The sequence below is a fragment of the Sphaerisporangium krabiense genome (assembly GCF_014200435.1).
Lineage (GTDB): Bacteria > Actinomycetota > Actinomycetes > Streptosporangiales > Streptosporangiaceae > Sphaerisporangium > Sphaerisporangium krabiense.
Window position 1 is genome coordinate 1220496 of the sequence record NZ_JACHBR010000002.1, and the last position, 13864, is coordinate 1234359.

At 74.2% G+C, this 13864-nt stretch carries 13 protein-coding genes; 8 read left to right on the forward strand and 5 right to left on the reverse strand.

Annotation, left to right across the window (positions count from 1 at the left end; all coding sequences use genetic code 11):
- The first annotated feature begins 55 nt into the window (after nucleotides 1-55).
- The 6 genes from whiA to BJ981_RS33310 all read left to right on the forward strand — a co-directional run bounded on the left by whiA (nucleotide 56) and on the right by BJ981_RS33310 (nucleotide 5095).
- The gene (gene whiA / locus BJ981_RS33285) at nucleotides 56-1036 is read left to right on the forward strand and encodes a DNA-binding protein WhiA (RefSeq protein WP_184617319.1); all 981 of its coding nucleotides are present in this window, start codon (nucleotides 56-58) and stop codon (nucleotides 1034-1036) included.
- Nucleotides 1037-1323: 287 nt separating this feature from the next.
- Complete coding sequence (gene gap, locus BJ981_RS33290; protein WP_184617320.1) at nucleotides 1324-2328, forward strand: type I glyceraldehyde-3-phosphate dehydrogenase; 1005 nt, start codon at nucleotides 1324-1326, stop codon at nucleotides 2326-2328.
- A complete protein-coding gene (locus tag BJ981_RS33295; RefSeq protein WP_184617321.1) occupies nucleotides 2328-3515 on the forward strand; it encodes a phosphoglycerate kinase in 1188 nt (395 codons plus the stop codon). Before gap ends, BJ981_RS33295 begins: the two co-directional genes overlap by 1 nt.
- A gap of 7 nt (nucleotides 3516-3522) precedes the next feature.
- Nucleotides 3523-4308, forward strand: coding sequence for a triose-phosphate isomerase (gene tpiA / locus BJ981_RS33300; RefSeq protein ID WP_184617322.1), 786 nt, complete (start codon nucleotides 3523-3525; stop codon nucleotides 4306-4308).
- Between the two features lie 129 nt (nucleotides 4309-4437).
- A complete protein-coding gene (gene secG / locus BJ981_RS33305) occupies nucleotides 4438-4668 on the forward strand; it encodes a preprotein translocase subunit SecG (protein WP_184617323.1) in 231 nt (76 codons plus the stop codon).
- 79 nt (nucleotides 4669-4747) lie between these two features.
- Nucleotides 4748-5095 (forward strand): RNA polymerase-binding protein RbpA, encoded by a 348-nt coding sequence (locus tag BJ981_RS33310; RefSeq protein ID WP_184617324.1) that lies wholly within the window; start codon nucleotides 4748-4750, stop codon nucleotides 5093-5095.
- Nucleotides 5096-5174: 79 nt separating this feature from the next.
- Here BJ981_RS33310 and BJ981_RS33315 read toward each other — a convergent pair whose 3' ends face one another.
- Nucleotides 5175-6809 carry an amidohydrolase gene (locus tag BJ981_RS33315; RefSeq protein WP_184617325.1) on the reverse strand — a complete coding sequence of 545 codons (1635 nt, stop codon included), beginning with the start codon at nucleotides 6807-6809 and terminating at the stop codon, nucleotides 5175-5177.
- A 259-nt stretch (nucleotides 6810-7068) separates the two neighbouring features.
- Between BJ981_RS33315 and BJ981_RS33320 the strand changes: the two genes are divergently transcribed.
- Nucleotides 7069-8103 (forward strand): GNAT family N-acetyltransferase, encoded by a 1035-nt coding sequence (locus tag BJ981_RS33320; protein ID WP_184617326.1) that lies wholly within the window; start codon nucleotides 7069-7071, stop codon nucleotides 8101-8103.
- Between the two features lie 9 nt (nucleotides 8104-8112).
- On the opposite strand, the gene BJ981_RS39735 is transcribed toward BJ981_RS33320, so the two are convergent.
- Complete coding sequence (locus BJ981_RS39735; RefSeq protein ID WP_184617327.1) at nucleotides 8113-8757, reverse strand: Clp protease N-terminal domain-containing protein; 645 nt, start codon at nucleotides 8755-8757, stop codon at nucleotides 8113-8115.
- A 206-nt stretch (nucleotides 8758-8963) separates the two neighbouring features.
- On the opposite strand from BJ981_RS39735, the gene BJ981_RS39530 reads away from it, so the two are divergent.
- Complete coding sequence (locus BJ981_RS39530; RefSeq protein WP_184617328.1) at nucleotides 8964-11216, forward strand: molybdopterin-dependent oxidoreductase; 2253 nt, start codon at nucleotides 8964-8966, stop codon at nucleotides 11214-11216.
- A gap of 119 nt (nucleotides 11217-11335) precedes the next feature.
- Here BJ981_RS39530 and BJ981_RS33335 read toward each other — a convergent pair whose 3' ends face one another.
- From BJ981_RS33335 to BJ981_RS33345, 3 genes are read right to left on the reverse strand one after another with little or no spacing between them, the layout of a single operon-like run.
- Nucleotides 11336-12121 (reverse strand): hypothetical protein, encoded by a 786-nt coding sequence (locus BJ981_RS33335; RefSeq protein WP_184617329.1) that lies wholly within the window; start codon nucleotides 12119-12121, stop codon nucleotides 11336-11338.
- Nucleotides 12118-13161 (reverse strand): TRAFAC clade GTPase domain-containing protein, encoded by a 1044-nt coding sequence (locus BJ981_RS33340; protein WP_184617330.1) that lies wholly within the window; start codon nucleotides 13159-13161, stop codon nucleotides 12118-12120. The genes BJ981_RS33335 and BJ981_RS33340 overlap by 4 nt, the downstream gene beginning before the upstream one ends.
- Nucleotides 13134-13859, reverse strand: coding sequence for a hypothetical protein (locus BJ981_RS33345; RefSeq protein WP_184617331.1), 726 nt, complete (start codon nucleotides 13857-13859; stop codon nucleotides 13134-13136). Before BJ981_RS33345 ends, BJ981_RS33340 begins: the two co-directional genes overlap by 28 nt.
- Nucleotides 13860-13864 lie beyond the last annotated feature (5 nt).

Consider the following 13864-nt stretch of genomic DNA (forward strand, 5'->3'; position numbering starts at 1 on the left):
GCCGCGCGGCGGCCCCGACCAGAGGACGGGTCTGTATGGGGGAGGACACACGCACATGGCCATGACGGGTGTGGTGAAGGACGAGCTGAGCCGGCTGTCGGTGCTGAAGCCTTGCTGCCGCAAGGCCGAGGTGTCGACGCTGCTGCGCTTCGCGAGCGGGCTTCACCTGGTGGGCGGGCGCATCGTCATCGAGGCCGAGCTGGACACCAATGCCACCGCCCGGCGTCTGATCAAGGACATCGGCGAGGTCTTCGGGCACAAGGCCGAGGTGCTCGTGCTGGCGCCCGCGGGGCTGCGCAAGGGGTCGCGCTACGTCGTGCGGGTGTACCGGGACGGCGAGGCGCTGGCCCGCCAGACCGGCCTGATCGACAACCACGGGCGGCCGGTGCGCGGCCTGCCGCGCCAGGTGGTGTCGGGCGCCACCTGTGACGCGGAGGCCGCCTGGCGCGGCGCGTTCCTGGCGCACGGCTCGCTCACCGAGCCGGGCCGGTCGATGTCGCTGGAGGTCACCTGCCCCGGGCCGGAGGCGGCCCTGGCCCTGGTCGGCTCGGCGCGGCGGCTGAAGATCCACGCCAAGGCGCGCGAGGTGCGCGGCGTCGACCGCGTCGTGGTCAGGGACGGCGACGCGATCAGCGCGCTGCTGACCCGCCTCGGCGCCCACGACAGCGTGCTGGCCTGGGAGGAGCGCCGCATGCGCCGCGAGGTGCGCGCGACCGCCCACCGCCTGGCCAACTTCGACGACGCCAACCTGCGCCGGTCGGCGCGCGCCGCGGTGGCCGCGGGCGCGCGGGTGCAGCGGGCGCTGGAGATCCTCGGCGACGACGCCCCCGAGCACCTGGTGATCGCCGGGCGGCTGCGCGTGGAGCACAAGCAGGCGTCCCTGGAGGAGCTCGGCCAGATCGCCGACCCGCCGCTGACCAAGGACGCCATCGCCGGGCGCATCCGCCGCCTGCTGGCCATGGCCGACAAGCGCGCCTCCGACCTCGGCATGGCCGGCACCGACGCCAACCTGACCGCCGACATGCTGGCCCCCTGAGCCCTGGCCGCCGCCCCGGCGAACGGCGCGGCGAGTGCCGTCCGTCCGGGCCGGGACGTGGTGGTCCGCGAGAGGGCGGGGAAGGGGCGCGGCGGCGGCACGACGACGGCGCGGAGAAATTGATCAGGGCTTTGACCAGGGAGGACGTTATCCTTGCGTGGGCGCCTGCCCGAAGGGTGGGACCACGTGGTCTACACCAATTATGACCCGGTAGGGTTGTCTGAGGTTTCAGCCCGCCACGACGCCGGCGGCCTGCCGGCGTACGACGTTCGAGGAGATCTGTTTCCGTGAGCATCCGCGTAGGCATCAACGGCTTCGGCCGGATCGGCCGCAACTTCTGGCGTGCCGTGGCGGCCAGCGGCAAGGACATCGAGGTCGTCGCCGTCAACGACCTGACCGACAACGCGACCCTCGCCCACCTGCTGAAGTACGACAGCATCCTGGGCCGCCTGCCGTACGAGGTGAAGAGCACGGCCGACGAGATCACCGTCGACGGCAAGGCCATCAAGGTCTTCGCCGAGCGCGACCCGGCCAAGCTCCCCTGGGGCGACCTCGGCGTGGACGTCGTCCTCGAGTCGACCGGCCTGTTCACCGACGCCGCCAAGGCCAAGGTGCACGCCGACAACGGCGCCAAGAAGGTGATCATCTCCGCGCCCGCCAAGGGTGAGGACATCACCATCGTCATGGGCGTGAACGACGACAAGTACGACCCGTCGGCGCACACGATCATCTCCAACGCGTCCTGCACCACCAACTGCCTGGCCCCCATGGCGAAGGTCATCAACGACACCTTCGGCATCGAGAAGGGCCTGATGACCACGATCCACGCCTACACCCAGGACCAGAACCTCCAGGACGGCCCGCACAAGGACCTGCGCCGCGCCCGCGCCGCCGCCCTGAACATCGTGCCCACCTCCACCGGCGCCGCCAAGGCCATCGGCCTGGTGCTGCCCGAGCTCAAGGGCAAGCTGGACGGCTTCGCGCTCCGCGTGCCGATCCCCACCGGCTCGGCCACCGACCTCACCGTCGACCTCGCCCGCGAGACCACGGTCGAAGAGGTCAACGCGGCGCTGAAGGCCGCCGCCGAGGGCCCGCTGCGCGGCGTCCTCAGCTACACCGAGGACGACATCGTCTCCTCCGACATCGTCACCGACCCGGCGTCCTGCATCTTCGACTCCGGCCTGACCAAGGTCATCGGCAACCAGGTCAAGGTCGTGGGCTGGTACGACAACGAGTGGGGCTACTCCAACCGCCTCGGCGACCTCATCGAGCTGGTGGGTTCCCAGCTCTGATGCGGACCATCGACTCCCTCGACGTCAAGGGGCGGCGCGTCCTGGTGCGCGCCGACCTCAACGTCCCCCTCGACGGGGACAGGATCACCGACGACGGCCGCATCCGCGCCTCGGTGCCGACGATCGCCGAGCTGGCCGGCCGGGGCGCGCGGGTGATCGTCTGCGCCCACCTCGGCCGTCCCAAGGGCAAGGTGGCGCCGCAGTTCTCCCTGGCGCCCGTCGCCGCCCGGCTCGGCGAGCTGCTCGGCGCACCGGTGAGGTTCGCCACCGACGTCGTCGGCGACTCGGCGCGCGAGACCGCCGAGGGTCTGGGCGACGGCGAGGTCGCCCTGCTGGAGAACCTCCGGTTCGAGCCGGGGGAGGAGTCCAAGGACGACGCGGCGCGCGCGGCGTTCGCCGAGAAGCTGGCCGGTCTCGCCGAGCTGTACGTCGGCGACGGGTTCGGCGCGGTGCACCGCAAGCACGCCAGCGTCTACGACGTGCCGAAGCTGCTGCCGCACGCCGCGGGCGGCCTGGTGGTGGCCGAGGTCGAGGTGCTCAAGCGCCTCACCGAGGACCCCGCCCGCCCGTACGTCGTCGTGCTCGGCGGCGCGAAGGTCTCCGACAAGCTCGGTGTGATCGCCAACCTCCTCGGCAAGGTCGACCGCCTGGTCATCGGCGGCGGCATGGCCTACACCTTCCTCAAGGCCCAGGGCCACGAGGTCGGCAGGTCGCTGCTGCAGGAGGACCAGCTCGACCAGGTGCGCGGCTTCATCGCCGAGGCCGCCGAGCGCGGCGTCGAGCTCGTGCTGCCGGTGGACGTCCTCGCGGCCACCGGGTTCGCCGAGGACGCCGAGTACGAGGCGGTCGAGGCCACCGCGATCCCCGCCGACCGCGAGGGCCTGGACATCGGCCCGAAGAGCCGCGAGCTGTTCGCCGCCAAGCTGGCCGACGCCGCCACCGTCTTCTGGAACGGCCCCATGGGCGTGTTCGAGTTCGACGCGTTCGCGGGCGGCACGCGGGCCGTGGCCGAGGCGCTGGTCGCCTCCGGCGCCTTCACCGTCGTGGGTGGTGGCGATTCGGCGGCCGCCGTGCGTAAGCTCGGTCTCCCCGAGGACGGCTTCTCGCACATCTCCACAGGTGGCGGGGCCAGTCTCGAATACCTGGAGGGCAAGACCCTGCCCGGACTCGCCGCGCTGGAGGACTGAGCGACCCATGAGCACCGCCCGCAAGCCGCTCATCGCCGGCAACTGGAAGATGAACCTCAACCACCTCGAGGCCATCGCGCTGGTCCAGAAGCTGGCCTTCTCGCTGACCGACAAGGACTTCGACCGCGCCGACGTCGCGGTGCTGCCCCCGTTCACCGACCTGCGCAGCGTGCAGACCCTGGTGGACGGCGACAAGCTCCGCATCGTCTACGGCGCGCAGGACGTGTCGGTGCACGACAGCGGGGCCTACACCGGAGAGATCTCCGGCACGATGCTCGCCAAGCTCGGCTGCACGTACGTGCTGGCCGGCCACTCCGAGCGGCGGCAGTACCACCGCGAGGACGACCAGGTGGTCGGCGCCAAGGTGCAGGCGGCCTACCGGCACTCGATCACGCCGATCCTGTGCGTGGGCGAGGGCCTGCCCGTCCGGCAGGCCGGCGGGCACGTCGCCTACGCCGTGTCCCAGCTCGACGCGGCGCTGAACGGCGTGAAGACCGAGCAGGCCAGGTCGCTGGTCATCGCCTACGAGCCGGTCTGGGCGATCGGCACCGGCGAGGTCGCCACCCCGGATGACGCGCAGGAGGTCTGCGCGGCCTTGCGGGCGCGACTCGCCGAGCTGTACGACGCCGAGGTGGCCGCCGCCGTCCGTATCCTTTACGGTGGGTCGGTCAAGTCCGACAACATCGCCGGCATCATGGCGCAGTCCGATGTCGACGGGGCGCTGGTGGGAGGCGCGAGCCTCGATCCGGCGGACTTCGTCAAGATCTGCCGTTTTGGCGAAATATCGGGCTAGCTGAGCTGTTTCGGAGGTGCGAGTTGACATTACCACGTACCCTCGAAGAGATAGTTTGAATCGTCACCCGGCCAAGGTCGGGGCAGGTCAGGTCGCGCTGCGGCGCGCGTAACAGGGAACAGGTCAACGGTGACTATTGGCATCTCGATCGCCCTCATCCTGTCGAGCGCACTCATGGTGCTGCTCGTGTTGCTCCACAAGGGCAAGGGCGGTGGCCTTTCGGACCTCTTCGGCGGCGGCTTCACGTCGTCGTTCGGCGGGTCCTCGGTGGTGGAGCGGAACCTCGACCGCCTCACGATCATCACCGGGGCGATCTGGTTCGTCTGCATCATCGCCCTCGGCCTGATTCTCAAACCGTAAGCCGCCCGCCCGTGGCCGGGCCTGACAGTGATTCTTTCCCCCGCTCCAGGGCGGGGGCGATCTAGCGAGGAGTTCATCCGTGGGTAGTGGCAACGCGATCCGTGGTAGCCGTGTCGGCGCCGGGCCGATGGGTGAGGCCGAGCGTGGCGAGGCGGCCCCTCGAGTGCGGGTCTCGTTCTGGTGCGCCAACATGCACGAGACGCGTCCGAGTTTCGCCAGCGACGCCGCCGTTCCCGAGTACTGGGACTGCCCGCGGTGCGGTCTCCCGGCCGGCCAGGACGAGTCTGCCCCGCCCGCGCCCCCGCGGAACGAGCCGTACAAGACGCACCTGGCCTACGTGAAGGAGCGGCGCAGCGACACGGACGGCGCCGCGATCCTCGCCGAGGCCCTGGAGCGGCTGCGCAGCAGCAACCGCACTCCCTGGTAGACCCCGCGCCGCGTTCCGGCGCGTGCGAAGGCCCCCGCGGATCCGTCCGCGGGGGCCTTCGTCCACCTTCGGGGCGTGCTCAGGCGTGCCGCTCGTACACCGCCTCGCCGCCGACGAACGTCAGGTCCACCCGGGTCGTCCAGATGTCGCCGGGCGCCAGCGCGTAGGGGTCGCGGTCGAGCACGACCAGGTCCGCGCGGTTGCCCGCCGCGATGACGCCGGCCTCCTCGTCGTGGTTGATCCACGCCGACCCCGACGTGTAGGCGGTCATGACCGTGGCGAGGTCCAGGCTCTGGTGCGGCAGGAACGGCGTCCGCGCCGTGGGGTAGTCCGCGTGCACCGACCCGCCGGGCTCGGTGCGGTTCACCGCCACGTGCATGGCCTGCAGCGGGTCGGCCGAGGACACCGGCCAGTCGCTGCCCGCGCACAGCCGGGCGCCGGTGCGCACCAGGTCGGCGAACGGGTACTGCCAGCCGGCGCGCTCCTCGCCGAGGAACGGGATGCACAGCTCGTCCATCTGCATGTGGTGGGTGGCCCACAGCGGCTGCAGGTTGGCGGTCACGCCGAGCGCGGCGAAGCGCGGGATGTCGGACGGCTCGATGATCTGGACGTGCGCGATGTGGTGCCGGTTGGCGGGGGAGGTGCCCTCCAGGGAGTCCAGCGCCTCGCGGACGGCGCGCTCGCCGATGGCGTGGAAGTGGACCTGGAAGCCGCGCCGGTCCAGCTCGGCGACGTACCCCTTCAGCAGCCCGGGGTCCACGTACGACAGGCCGCGCTGGTCGGGGCCGCAGTGGCAGTACGGCTCGATCACCGCGGCGGTGAAGTTCTCCGGGATGCCGTCCTGCATGATCTTCACGGATCCGGCGGTGAACGTCCCCCCGGTCCCGGCGCGCCGCGCGGCCATCTCCTCGATCTGGTCGGCGCCGCGGGTGCGGTCCCACCACAGCGCGCCGACCACGCGCGCCTTGAGCCGCCCGGCCCCGGCGGCCGAGACGTAGGCGGGGTACTGGTCGTCGGAGCCCGCGTAGGAGCCGACGATGGCGTCCTGCCAGCCGGTGACGCCGAGCGAGAACAGGTGGGACTGGGCGTCCATGAGCGCGGCGTCGATGTCGGCGCCGGTGGGCCGGGGGGTGAGCAGGCCGACGAGGTCCATGGCGCCCTCGTGCAGGACGCCGCTCGGCGTGCCGTCGGGGTCGCGCTCGATGCGGCCGTCTGCGGGGTCGGGCGTGCCGGCGGTGATCCCGGCGATCTCCAGGGCGCGGGTGTTGACCCAGGCGGCGTGGTGGTCGCGCTGGATGAGGTAGACGGGCCGGTCCGCGAAGTCGATCTGGCGGCGGTGCGGCAGCCCGCCGGCGAAGGCGGACATGTCCCAGCCGCCGCCGTCGATCCAGGCGGCGTCCGGGTGGGCCGCGGCGTAGGCGGCGATCTTCTCCACGTAGGCGTCCAGGCCGTAGACCTGGGACAGGTCGCACTTGGCCCGCTCCAGCCCGGCCTGCACCGGGTGGATGTGGGCGTCGGTGAAGCCGGGCGTGAGGAGCCTGCCGGCCAGGTCCACCGTCTCGTGCCCGGGCCGGGCCAGCCTGGCGACCTCGTCCTCCTCGCCGACGGCGGCGACGCGCCCGTCGCGGACGAGCACCGCCCGTGCGAAGGCGGGGGGGACGGCGTGGGGGGAGGCGGTGAACACCGGGCCGCCGCGGAAGAGCAGATCGGTCATCGAGAATCCGGGGCCGCCGCGCTGGGCCGCCCCTCCTCCTGCCTGTTGTGGGGGTGGGGAGTTCGCACCGCCATATCCTGCTATATCCGTCGAAGACCCGCAGCGTACCGACCCAGCGCACCACCAATACACCGCGTAACCCACGAAAACGGCTGTTCGACGACAAAGCACGTAGATGAAACGGACGGCTCATCCCTGTGTAGCAGTTCTGTAACAGGACGGCGGCACTCTGGCATCCAGACACACCAGGGAGATGTGAATGGGCTTCTTGCGGATCCGCACGACCGTGGACGAACGGCCGGGACGGCTGGCGTCCCTCACCGCGGCGCTCGCCGCCAAGGGCGGCAACATCCTCGGGCTGACCGTCCAGCCCGACGCCGACGGCACGGTCGACGAGTTCGTCGCCGACATCCCCGCCTCCGCCGACGCTGTGCGCGCGGCGCTGGAGGAGGCCGGAGGGCGCCGCGTCCAGGTCGTGCCGGCGACCGCCCACGAGCTGACGGACGAGCCCACGCGCGTGCTGCTGCTGGCCTCGCGCCTGCGCGCCGCGCCGTGGCGGCTGCCGGAGGTGCTGGCCGACCTGCTGCGCGCCGACGACGCGCGCTGGGTCTACGGCGCCGAGCTGTCCGACCTGCCCGACCCGACGCTGCTGACCGTGCCCGTGGCGCCGCGCCGCGCCGTCCGGCTGCGCCGCATCGGCCTGCCGTTCACGCTCACCGAGTCCGCGCGCGCCGCCGCGCTGGTGCGCCTGGCCCAGCCGCCCGCCGAGACCCTGCCCGCCGAGCGGCCGGTGGTGCTGAGCGACGGCGTCGAGGTGCGGGTGCGCCCGCTCACCCCGCTCTACCGCGAGGCCGTCCGCGACCTGCACGACCGCTGCTCGCCCGACTCGCGCAGGTTCCGGTACTTCACGGCGACGCCGTCGCTGCGCCCGGGCATGTTCGACCGATTGTGCGACCGCGGCCGGTGCCACTCGCTGGTCGCCGGGTACGACGGCCAGGTGGTGGCCATGGCGAACCTGGTGTTCAGCCCCGACCCCGGCATCGCCGAGATGGCGTTCCTGGTGGAGGACCGCTGGCAGGGCCGCGGCCTCGGCGGCGCGCTCGCCCGCATGCTGCTGTGCGAGGCGCGCGACCTGGGCTTCGCGGAGGTCCGGGCGAGCCTGCTCTCGGACAACGCGCGCATGCGACGGCTGCTGCTGTCCCTCGGCGCGACGCCGGCCTACACCGAGGACCCGGGCGTGCTGGAGGCGCGCATCGCCGCCGGGGCGGCCGTGCCCGCGCCCCGCGGGACCTGACGCCGGCCGCTACTCGGCGCGGCGCCGGGGGTGCGGCCCGCCGTCGCCGGCCTCCGGGTCCTGAGGCTCGGCGTCCGGCGCGGGCGGGACCCCGAAGGCGTCCAGGCGCCGCTCGATGCGGTCCAGGCTCGCCTGGATGCGCTCCAGCCGGGCGAGGTGGGACGGCCTGGGGTTCAGGAGCAGCGACCCTTCGGTGAGCGTCCCGATGGGACGGCCCGCGCGGCCCTCCTGTTCCTCGCCGACCCGGGCGCGCAGGGCCACGGCGTCGGCGCCGTGCCGCTCCAGCACCTGGGCGGCGACCCCGCTCGGGTCGCGCAGCAGGGCGAGCAGGATGTGCTCGGTGCCGATGTATCCCGCCTGCGCCTGCAGGGCCTCGCGCAGGGACAGTTCGAGCAGCTTCTTGGCGTCCGCGGTGAAGGGGATGTGCCCGAGCGGCGCGGAGGGGCCACGGCCGCCGAACTCCTCGACGCCGGCCCTGGCCGCCTCCAGGGTGAGGCCGGACTCCCGCAGGACGGTGCCGCCGAGCCCCTCGGCGTCGCCGAGCAGGCCGAGCAGCACGTGCTCGGGGCCGATGTGGCGGTGGTCGAGCCGCCGCGCCTCCTCCTGCGCGAGGACCACGACACGGCGGGCGGAATCGCTGAAGCGCTCGAACACGGGGGGCCTCCGCAAGCGTTTGGGTGAAGATCCGGGCGACAGCGCGGCCCGGCGTGCGGCACCTTCCACTATGCGCCAATTCCCGCGGTCGTGGTGGGCCCTTTTCGCCCCGCTCGCCGGTCCCTCGAGGGTGGGTCTGGAGCGTCCGGCCGGCGCGGGCTACCCTGGGTTCGTTTCATGAACTCAACTGGTGGCGGAGAGGCGACATGGACACCGAATGGCGGCCCACGGCCTGCGTGCTGTGCGCGAGCAACTGCGGCATCGAGGTCCGGCTCGACGGCAGGCGGTTCGAGCGCGTCCGCGGCGACCGGGCGCACCCGTCCTCCCAGGGCTACACCTGCGAGAAGCCGCTGCGCCTCGACCACTACCAGAACGCGGCCGACCGCCTCACCCACCCGCTGCGGCGGCGGCCGGACGGCACGTTCGAGCGGATCACCTGGGACGTCGCCATCGCCGAGGTCGCCGCCGCGCTCTCCCGGGTCCGCGACGCGCACGGCGGGGAGACGATCTTCTACTACGGCGGCGGAGGCCAGGGCAACCACCTCGGCGGCTCCTACGCGGGCGCGCTCATGCGCGCGCTCGGCGCCCGCTACCGCTCCAACGCGCTGGCCCAGGAGAAGACCGGCCTGTACTGGGTGTCGGACCGCATGCTCGGCACCATGGTGACCGGCGACTTCGAGCACTGCGAGGTCGCCCTGTTCATCGGCAAGAACCCCTGGCAGTCCCACGGCGTCCCGCGCACCCGCCCCACCCTGCGCGAGATCGCCCGCGACCCGCGCCGCTGCCTGATCGTCATCGATCCGCGGCGCACCGAGACCGCCGAGCTGGCCGACATCCACCTGCGCCCCCGGCCGGGCGCCGACGCCTGGCTGCTGGCGGCCCTCGCGGCGGTGCTCGTCCAGGAGGACCTGATCGCCCGCGACTGGCTCGCCGCCCACGCGACCGGGCTGGAGGAGGTGCGCGCGGCGCTGCGGCACGTGCCCGTGGCCGGGTACTGCGCGACGGCCGGGGTGCCCGAGGAGCAGGTCCGGCGGGCCGCCCGCCGGATCGCCGCCGCCGCGGGCGTCGCGGTGTTCGAGGACCTCGGCGTGCAGATGAACCGCCACTCGACGCTCAACAGCTACCTGGACAACCTGCTGTGGCTGCTCACCGGCAACTTCGGCCGTCCCGGCGCCAACAACCCGCCCATCCTGTTCGCCCCGTTCATCTCCTTCTCGCACCACGGCCCCAAGCGCGACCGCGTCAGCCCGGTGGCCGGGGCGCGGATCATCTCCGGGCTGGTCCCCGCCAACGTGATCGCCGACGAGATCCTCACCGACCATCCCCGCCGCTACCGCGCGATGCTCGTCGAGTCCGCCAACCCCGCCCACTCGATCGCCGACTCCCCGCGCACCCGCGAGGCGCTCGCCGCGCTCGACCTGCTCGTGGTCGTCGACGTCGCCATGACCGAGACGGCCAGGCTCGCCCACTACGTCCTGCCCGCGCCCTCGCAGTTCGAGAAGTGGGAGGCGACCTTCTTCACCCTGGAGACCCCCGTCAACCAGTTCCACCTGCGCCGTCCCGTGCTGGATCCGCCGCCCGGCGCCGACCTGCTGCCCGAGCCGGAGATCTACGCCCGGCTGTGCGAGGCGATCGGCGCGCTCCCCGAGGAGCGGGTGCGGCCCCTGCGCGAGGCGGCCGGACGCGGGCGGAGGGAGTTCGCGCGGGCCTTCCTCGCCGCGGTGGAGGACCCGGGGCAGGCGGCCGTCGCGGCCGTGCTGCTCTACCGCGCGCTCGGCCCCACGCTGCCCGGCGGCGCCGCGGCGGCCGCCTCGCTGTGGGCGCACGCGGTCCGGGTGGCGCGGGCCCACCCCGAGGCGGTCCGGCGCGCGGGCATCGACGGCGAGGGCGTGGACCTGGGCGACCGGCTGTTCGACGCGATCCTCGCCGCGCCGTCCGGGCTCGTCTTCGCCGTCGACGCGCCCGGCGACGCCTGGCGGCGGCTCGGCACCCCGGACAAGAAGGTCCACCTGGCGCTCCCCGACCTGCTGGAGGAGCTCGCGGGCCTCGCGACGGGCCCGGAGGCGTCCCCGGACTACCCGTTCGTGCTGTCGGCGGGGGAGCGGCGCTCCTTCACGGCCAACACCATCATCCGCGACCCCGCCTGGCGCAGGCGCGACCCGCACGGGACCCTGCGGATCAGCCCGCAGGACGCCGAGGAGCTCGGGCTGGCCGACGGGTCACGGGCCCGGGTCACCACCCGGCGCGGGTCGGCGGAGGCGACCGTGGAGATCACCGAGACCCTGCTGCCCGGCCACATCTCCCTGCCCAACGGCCTCGGGCTCGCCTATCCGGGCGAGCCGGGGGAGGTCACGACGGGCGCCGCCCCGAACGAGCTGACCTCCGCGCGGGACCGCGACCCGTACGCGGGCACCCCGTGGCACAAGCACGTCCCGGCCCGGGTGGAGGCCGTGGCCTGAGACGGCGTCCGCGAGGCCCGGCGCGCGGGGCCGGCACAGGCGGCCGGAGCGGCGGGGGCGGTTCAGGCGGCCGGAGCGAGGGCGAGCGGCGCGGGGCCGGCGCGGCCGGCAGGGCGGGGTCAGCGCAGGCGGTCGGTGAGGCGGCGGGCGGCGCGGGCCAGGCGCGCGCCCCACCCGTCCGCCCGTGGCGGTGGGTCGTCCGCGGCCGGCGGCCGTAGCGCCACCTCGGCGGACGGGCCGGGCGCGGCGGGCAGCACGTGGCGGCGGGTGACGTCGTCGGCCGCCGCGTGCGTGAGGCCGAGGCGGCGCGCCCTGCGGGAGAACCGCAGGCCGGCGACCGCGGTGACCGGCCCGGCGCACGCGGCGGCCGAGGCCCACAGCACCTCGGCGTCCTCGGGCGGCCACAGCTCCACGCCGCCGCCCGTCCGCAGCGGCACCGGCGCGGGCCCCGCGGCCGTCGCGTCCCACGGCGGCGGGGCGGCCGGGGCCGGGTGGGCGCGCGGGGTCTCGTGGGCGGGCAGCGTCCAGTCCAGGCCGGCCCAGCGCGCGTACTCCGGGCCCGCCCACGCGCGGTACCGCGCGCGCAGCTCCCCGAGCGGCGGCGCGGACCGGTCCCCGGCCTCCTGCAGCCAGCCGACGAAGCAGTACAGCGGCCGTCCGCCGTCGGTGTCCATGCCCGCGCCGAGCTCCGCGGCCTGGCAGGCCACGCCCACCAGCCGGGGGCCGCCCCGGTGGGCGATGAGGAAGCGCGGCCCGAGGTCCAGCTCCTGGCCGCGGTCGACGACGGCCCGCACCGCCTCGCGCACCCAGCCGAGCCCGGCGAGCCCCGCGGGCCCGGCCCGCCACCAGTGGTCGTGGTACAGCGTCCGGCCGTACACCACCGGCGCCCAGTCTCCCGCGCTCACAGGTCACCGCTCTCCACGCGCGCCCCGTCGCGGAAGACCGGCAGTTCCATGATCTCCTCGCGGAGCGTGGCGCCCCAATGATCGGCCATTGTCCGCCTCGCGTCGGCCACCCGCCAGGCTTCCTCCACCTGCGCCCGCTCGAATTCCAGACCCCGCAGCTCCGCGCGGCGCAGCAGCCGTCCCAGCCGTTCACCGGTCACCCGGTCGAGTTCGGCGGTGAGGTGCCGGTGCCGCGCGCCCAGGGACGCCAGCTCGGCCTCCCGCAGCCGCCGCTCCTCGCGCAGCCGGTGGAACATGGTGAACATGACCGGTTTGTGCAGCCAGAAGGGCCGCACGGTGGCCGGATCCACCCGCCCCCGCGTGGGCGCGCCGAACCCGCCGACCGTCACCGGGCACAGCGCGGCGGTCATCCCCGGCTGGCGCATCACCGGCAGCAGGCCGAGGATCGTCTCCAGCGCCCGGTCCAGCCGCTGGGTGATCGTCAGGTGCTGGGGCAGCTCGGCCAGCAGCCGGTCGGCCTTGGTGAGCAGCACCACCACCGACAGGCCCGGCCGCGCGGGGTCCCGTTCCAGCAGGGCCGAACGCACCAGCGCGGTCATCCTGCGCGTCTCCAGCGCCTGCGGCGACGCGCCGAGGCGGCTGCCGTCCAGCACCAGGTACACGCTGTCGGTCGCGGCCAGGCGTTGCACGAGCCTGCGCGCGTCCGGCGACTCGACGAAGCCGTTCGCCTCGCCGAGCGGGGTGGTCATCGCCCCGCCGCGGAAGTCGGTCCAGTCCAGGCGCAGCAGCGGGTCCTTGCCGTGCAGGAAGGTGAAGCGGTACTCGAAGGGCTCCTCGGGGGTGGGCGGCGGGAGCACGCCCTCGGCGCACAGCCGGTCCCAGGCGCGGCCGAGCTCGAAGTCCCTGTCCTGGTCCTTCTCCAGCAGCGCGTACGCGCGCTCGCCGAGCGACATCGTCGCGTACATGCCGAGCAGGAACGTCGTCTTGCCGGACATGGGGGCGCCCAGCATGGTCACGACGATGGGCCGAATCCAGTCCACGGCTCGTCCTCCGTTGTCCGGTGTTCCCGGTCCCACGCCAGGCCGGTGAGGGCGGGCGCGACCCGCGCGGGCAGGGGCGCCGCCGCCGCGAGGCACCACAGCAGGCAGTCCTGCGGGCGGTTGACGCCCCCCTCTCCCAGCCGCACGGCCACGGCGGGCGTCCCGGTCCGCGCGGCCACCGACCACAGCGCGTGGAACGGCACGGGGAGGTCGCCGGGCGCGGCGGCCCCGGCCAGCGCGACCAGCAGCGCGAACGGCCCGGCTGCCGGGGCCAGCAGGCGGCGCCGGACCAGCACCGCCAGCGGGCGCACCCGGCTCTCGGCGTAGGCGGCGCCGCGCGTCAGGTCGGCGGCGTCCACCAGCGCGATCACGGCCCCGGCGGCCAGGACGTCGGCCAGCAACGCGGGCGCGGCGCCCGCCGCGCCGTCGCCGGTCAGCGCGCCGCCCGGGTGGTCGTGCCAGCTCACCCGCACCGCGCGCCCGCCCTCGGGCCTGAGCCAGAAGCGGTAGGCGTGCCCGCGGACGGTCGGCGCGAGGGCGCGTCCCCGGGCCAGGCGGCGTTCGGCCCGCCGCAGCCGCAGGTGGTCGCGCGGCCGGGCCCGCAGGCCGAGCGGGGCGATCCGGCGCAGCGCCGCGTACGCGCCGGCGAGGAAGGCGGTCTTGCCCGCGCCGGGGTGCCCGATCACCACGACGCGCATCGGCG

Bases quoted from the DNA above. Each gene is read 5' to 3' on its own strand.
- BJ981_RS39530 (WP_184617328.1), top strand. From the start codon at position 8,964: ATGGACACCGAATGGCGGCCCACGGCCTGCGTGCTGTGCGCGAGCAAC.
- tpiA (WP_184617322.1), top strand. From the start codon at position 3,523: ATGAGCACCGCCCGCAAGCCGCTCATCGCCGGCAACTGGAAGATGAAC.
- BJ981_RS33295 (WP_184617321.1), top strand. From the start codon at position 2,328: ATGCGGACCATCGACTCCCTCGACGTCAAGGGGCGGCGCGTCCTGGTG.
- BJ981_RS33320 (WP_184617326.1), top strand. From the start codon at position 7,069: ATGGGCTTCTTGCGGATCCGCACGACCGTGGACGAACGGCCGGGACGG.
- BJ981_RS33345 (WP_184617331.1), bottom strand. From the start codon at position 13,859: ATGCGCGTCGTGGTGATCGGGCACCCCGGCGCGGGCAAGACCGCCTTC.
- BJ981_RS33315 (WP_184617325.1), bottom strand. From the start codon at position 6,809: ATGACCGATCTGCTCTTCCGCGGCGGCCCGGTGTTCACCGCCTCCCCC.
- whiA (WP_184617319.1), top strand. From the start codon at position 56: ATGGCCATGACGGGTGTGGTGAAGGACGAGCTGAGCCGGCTGTCGGTG.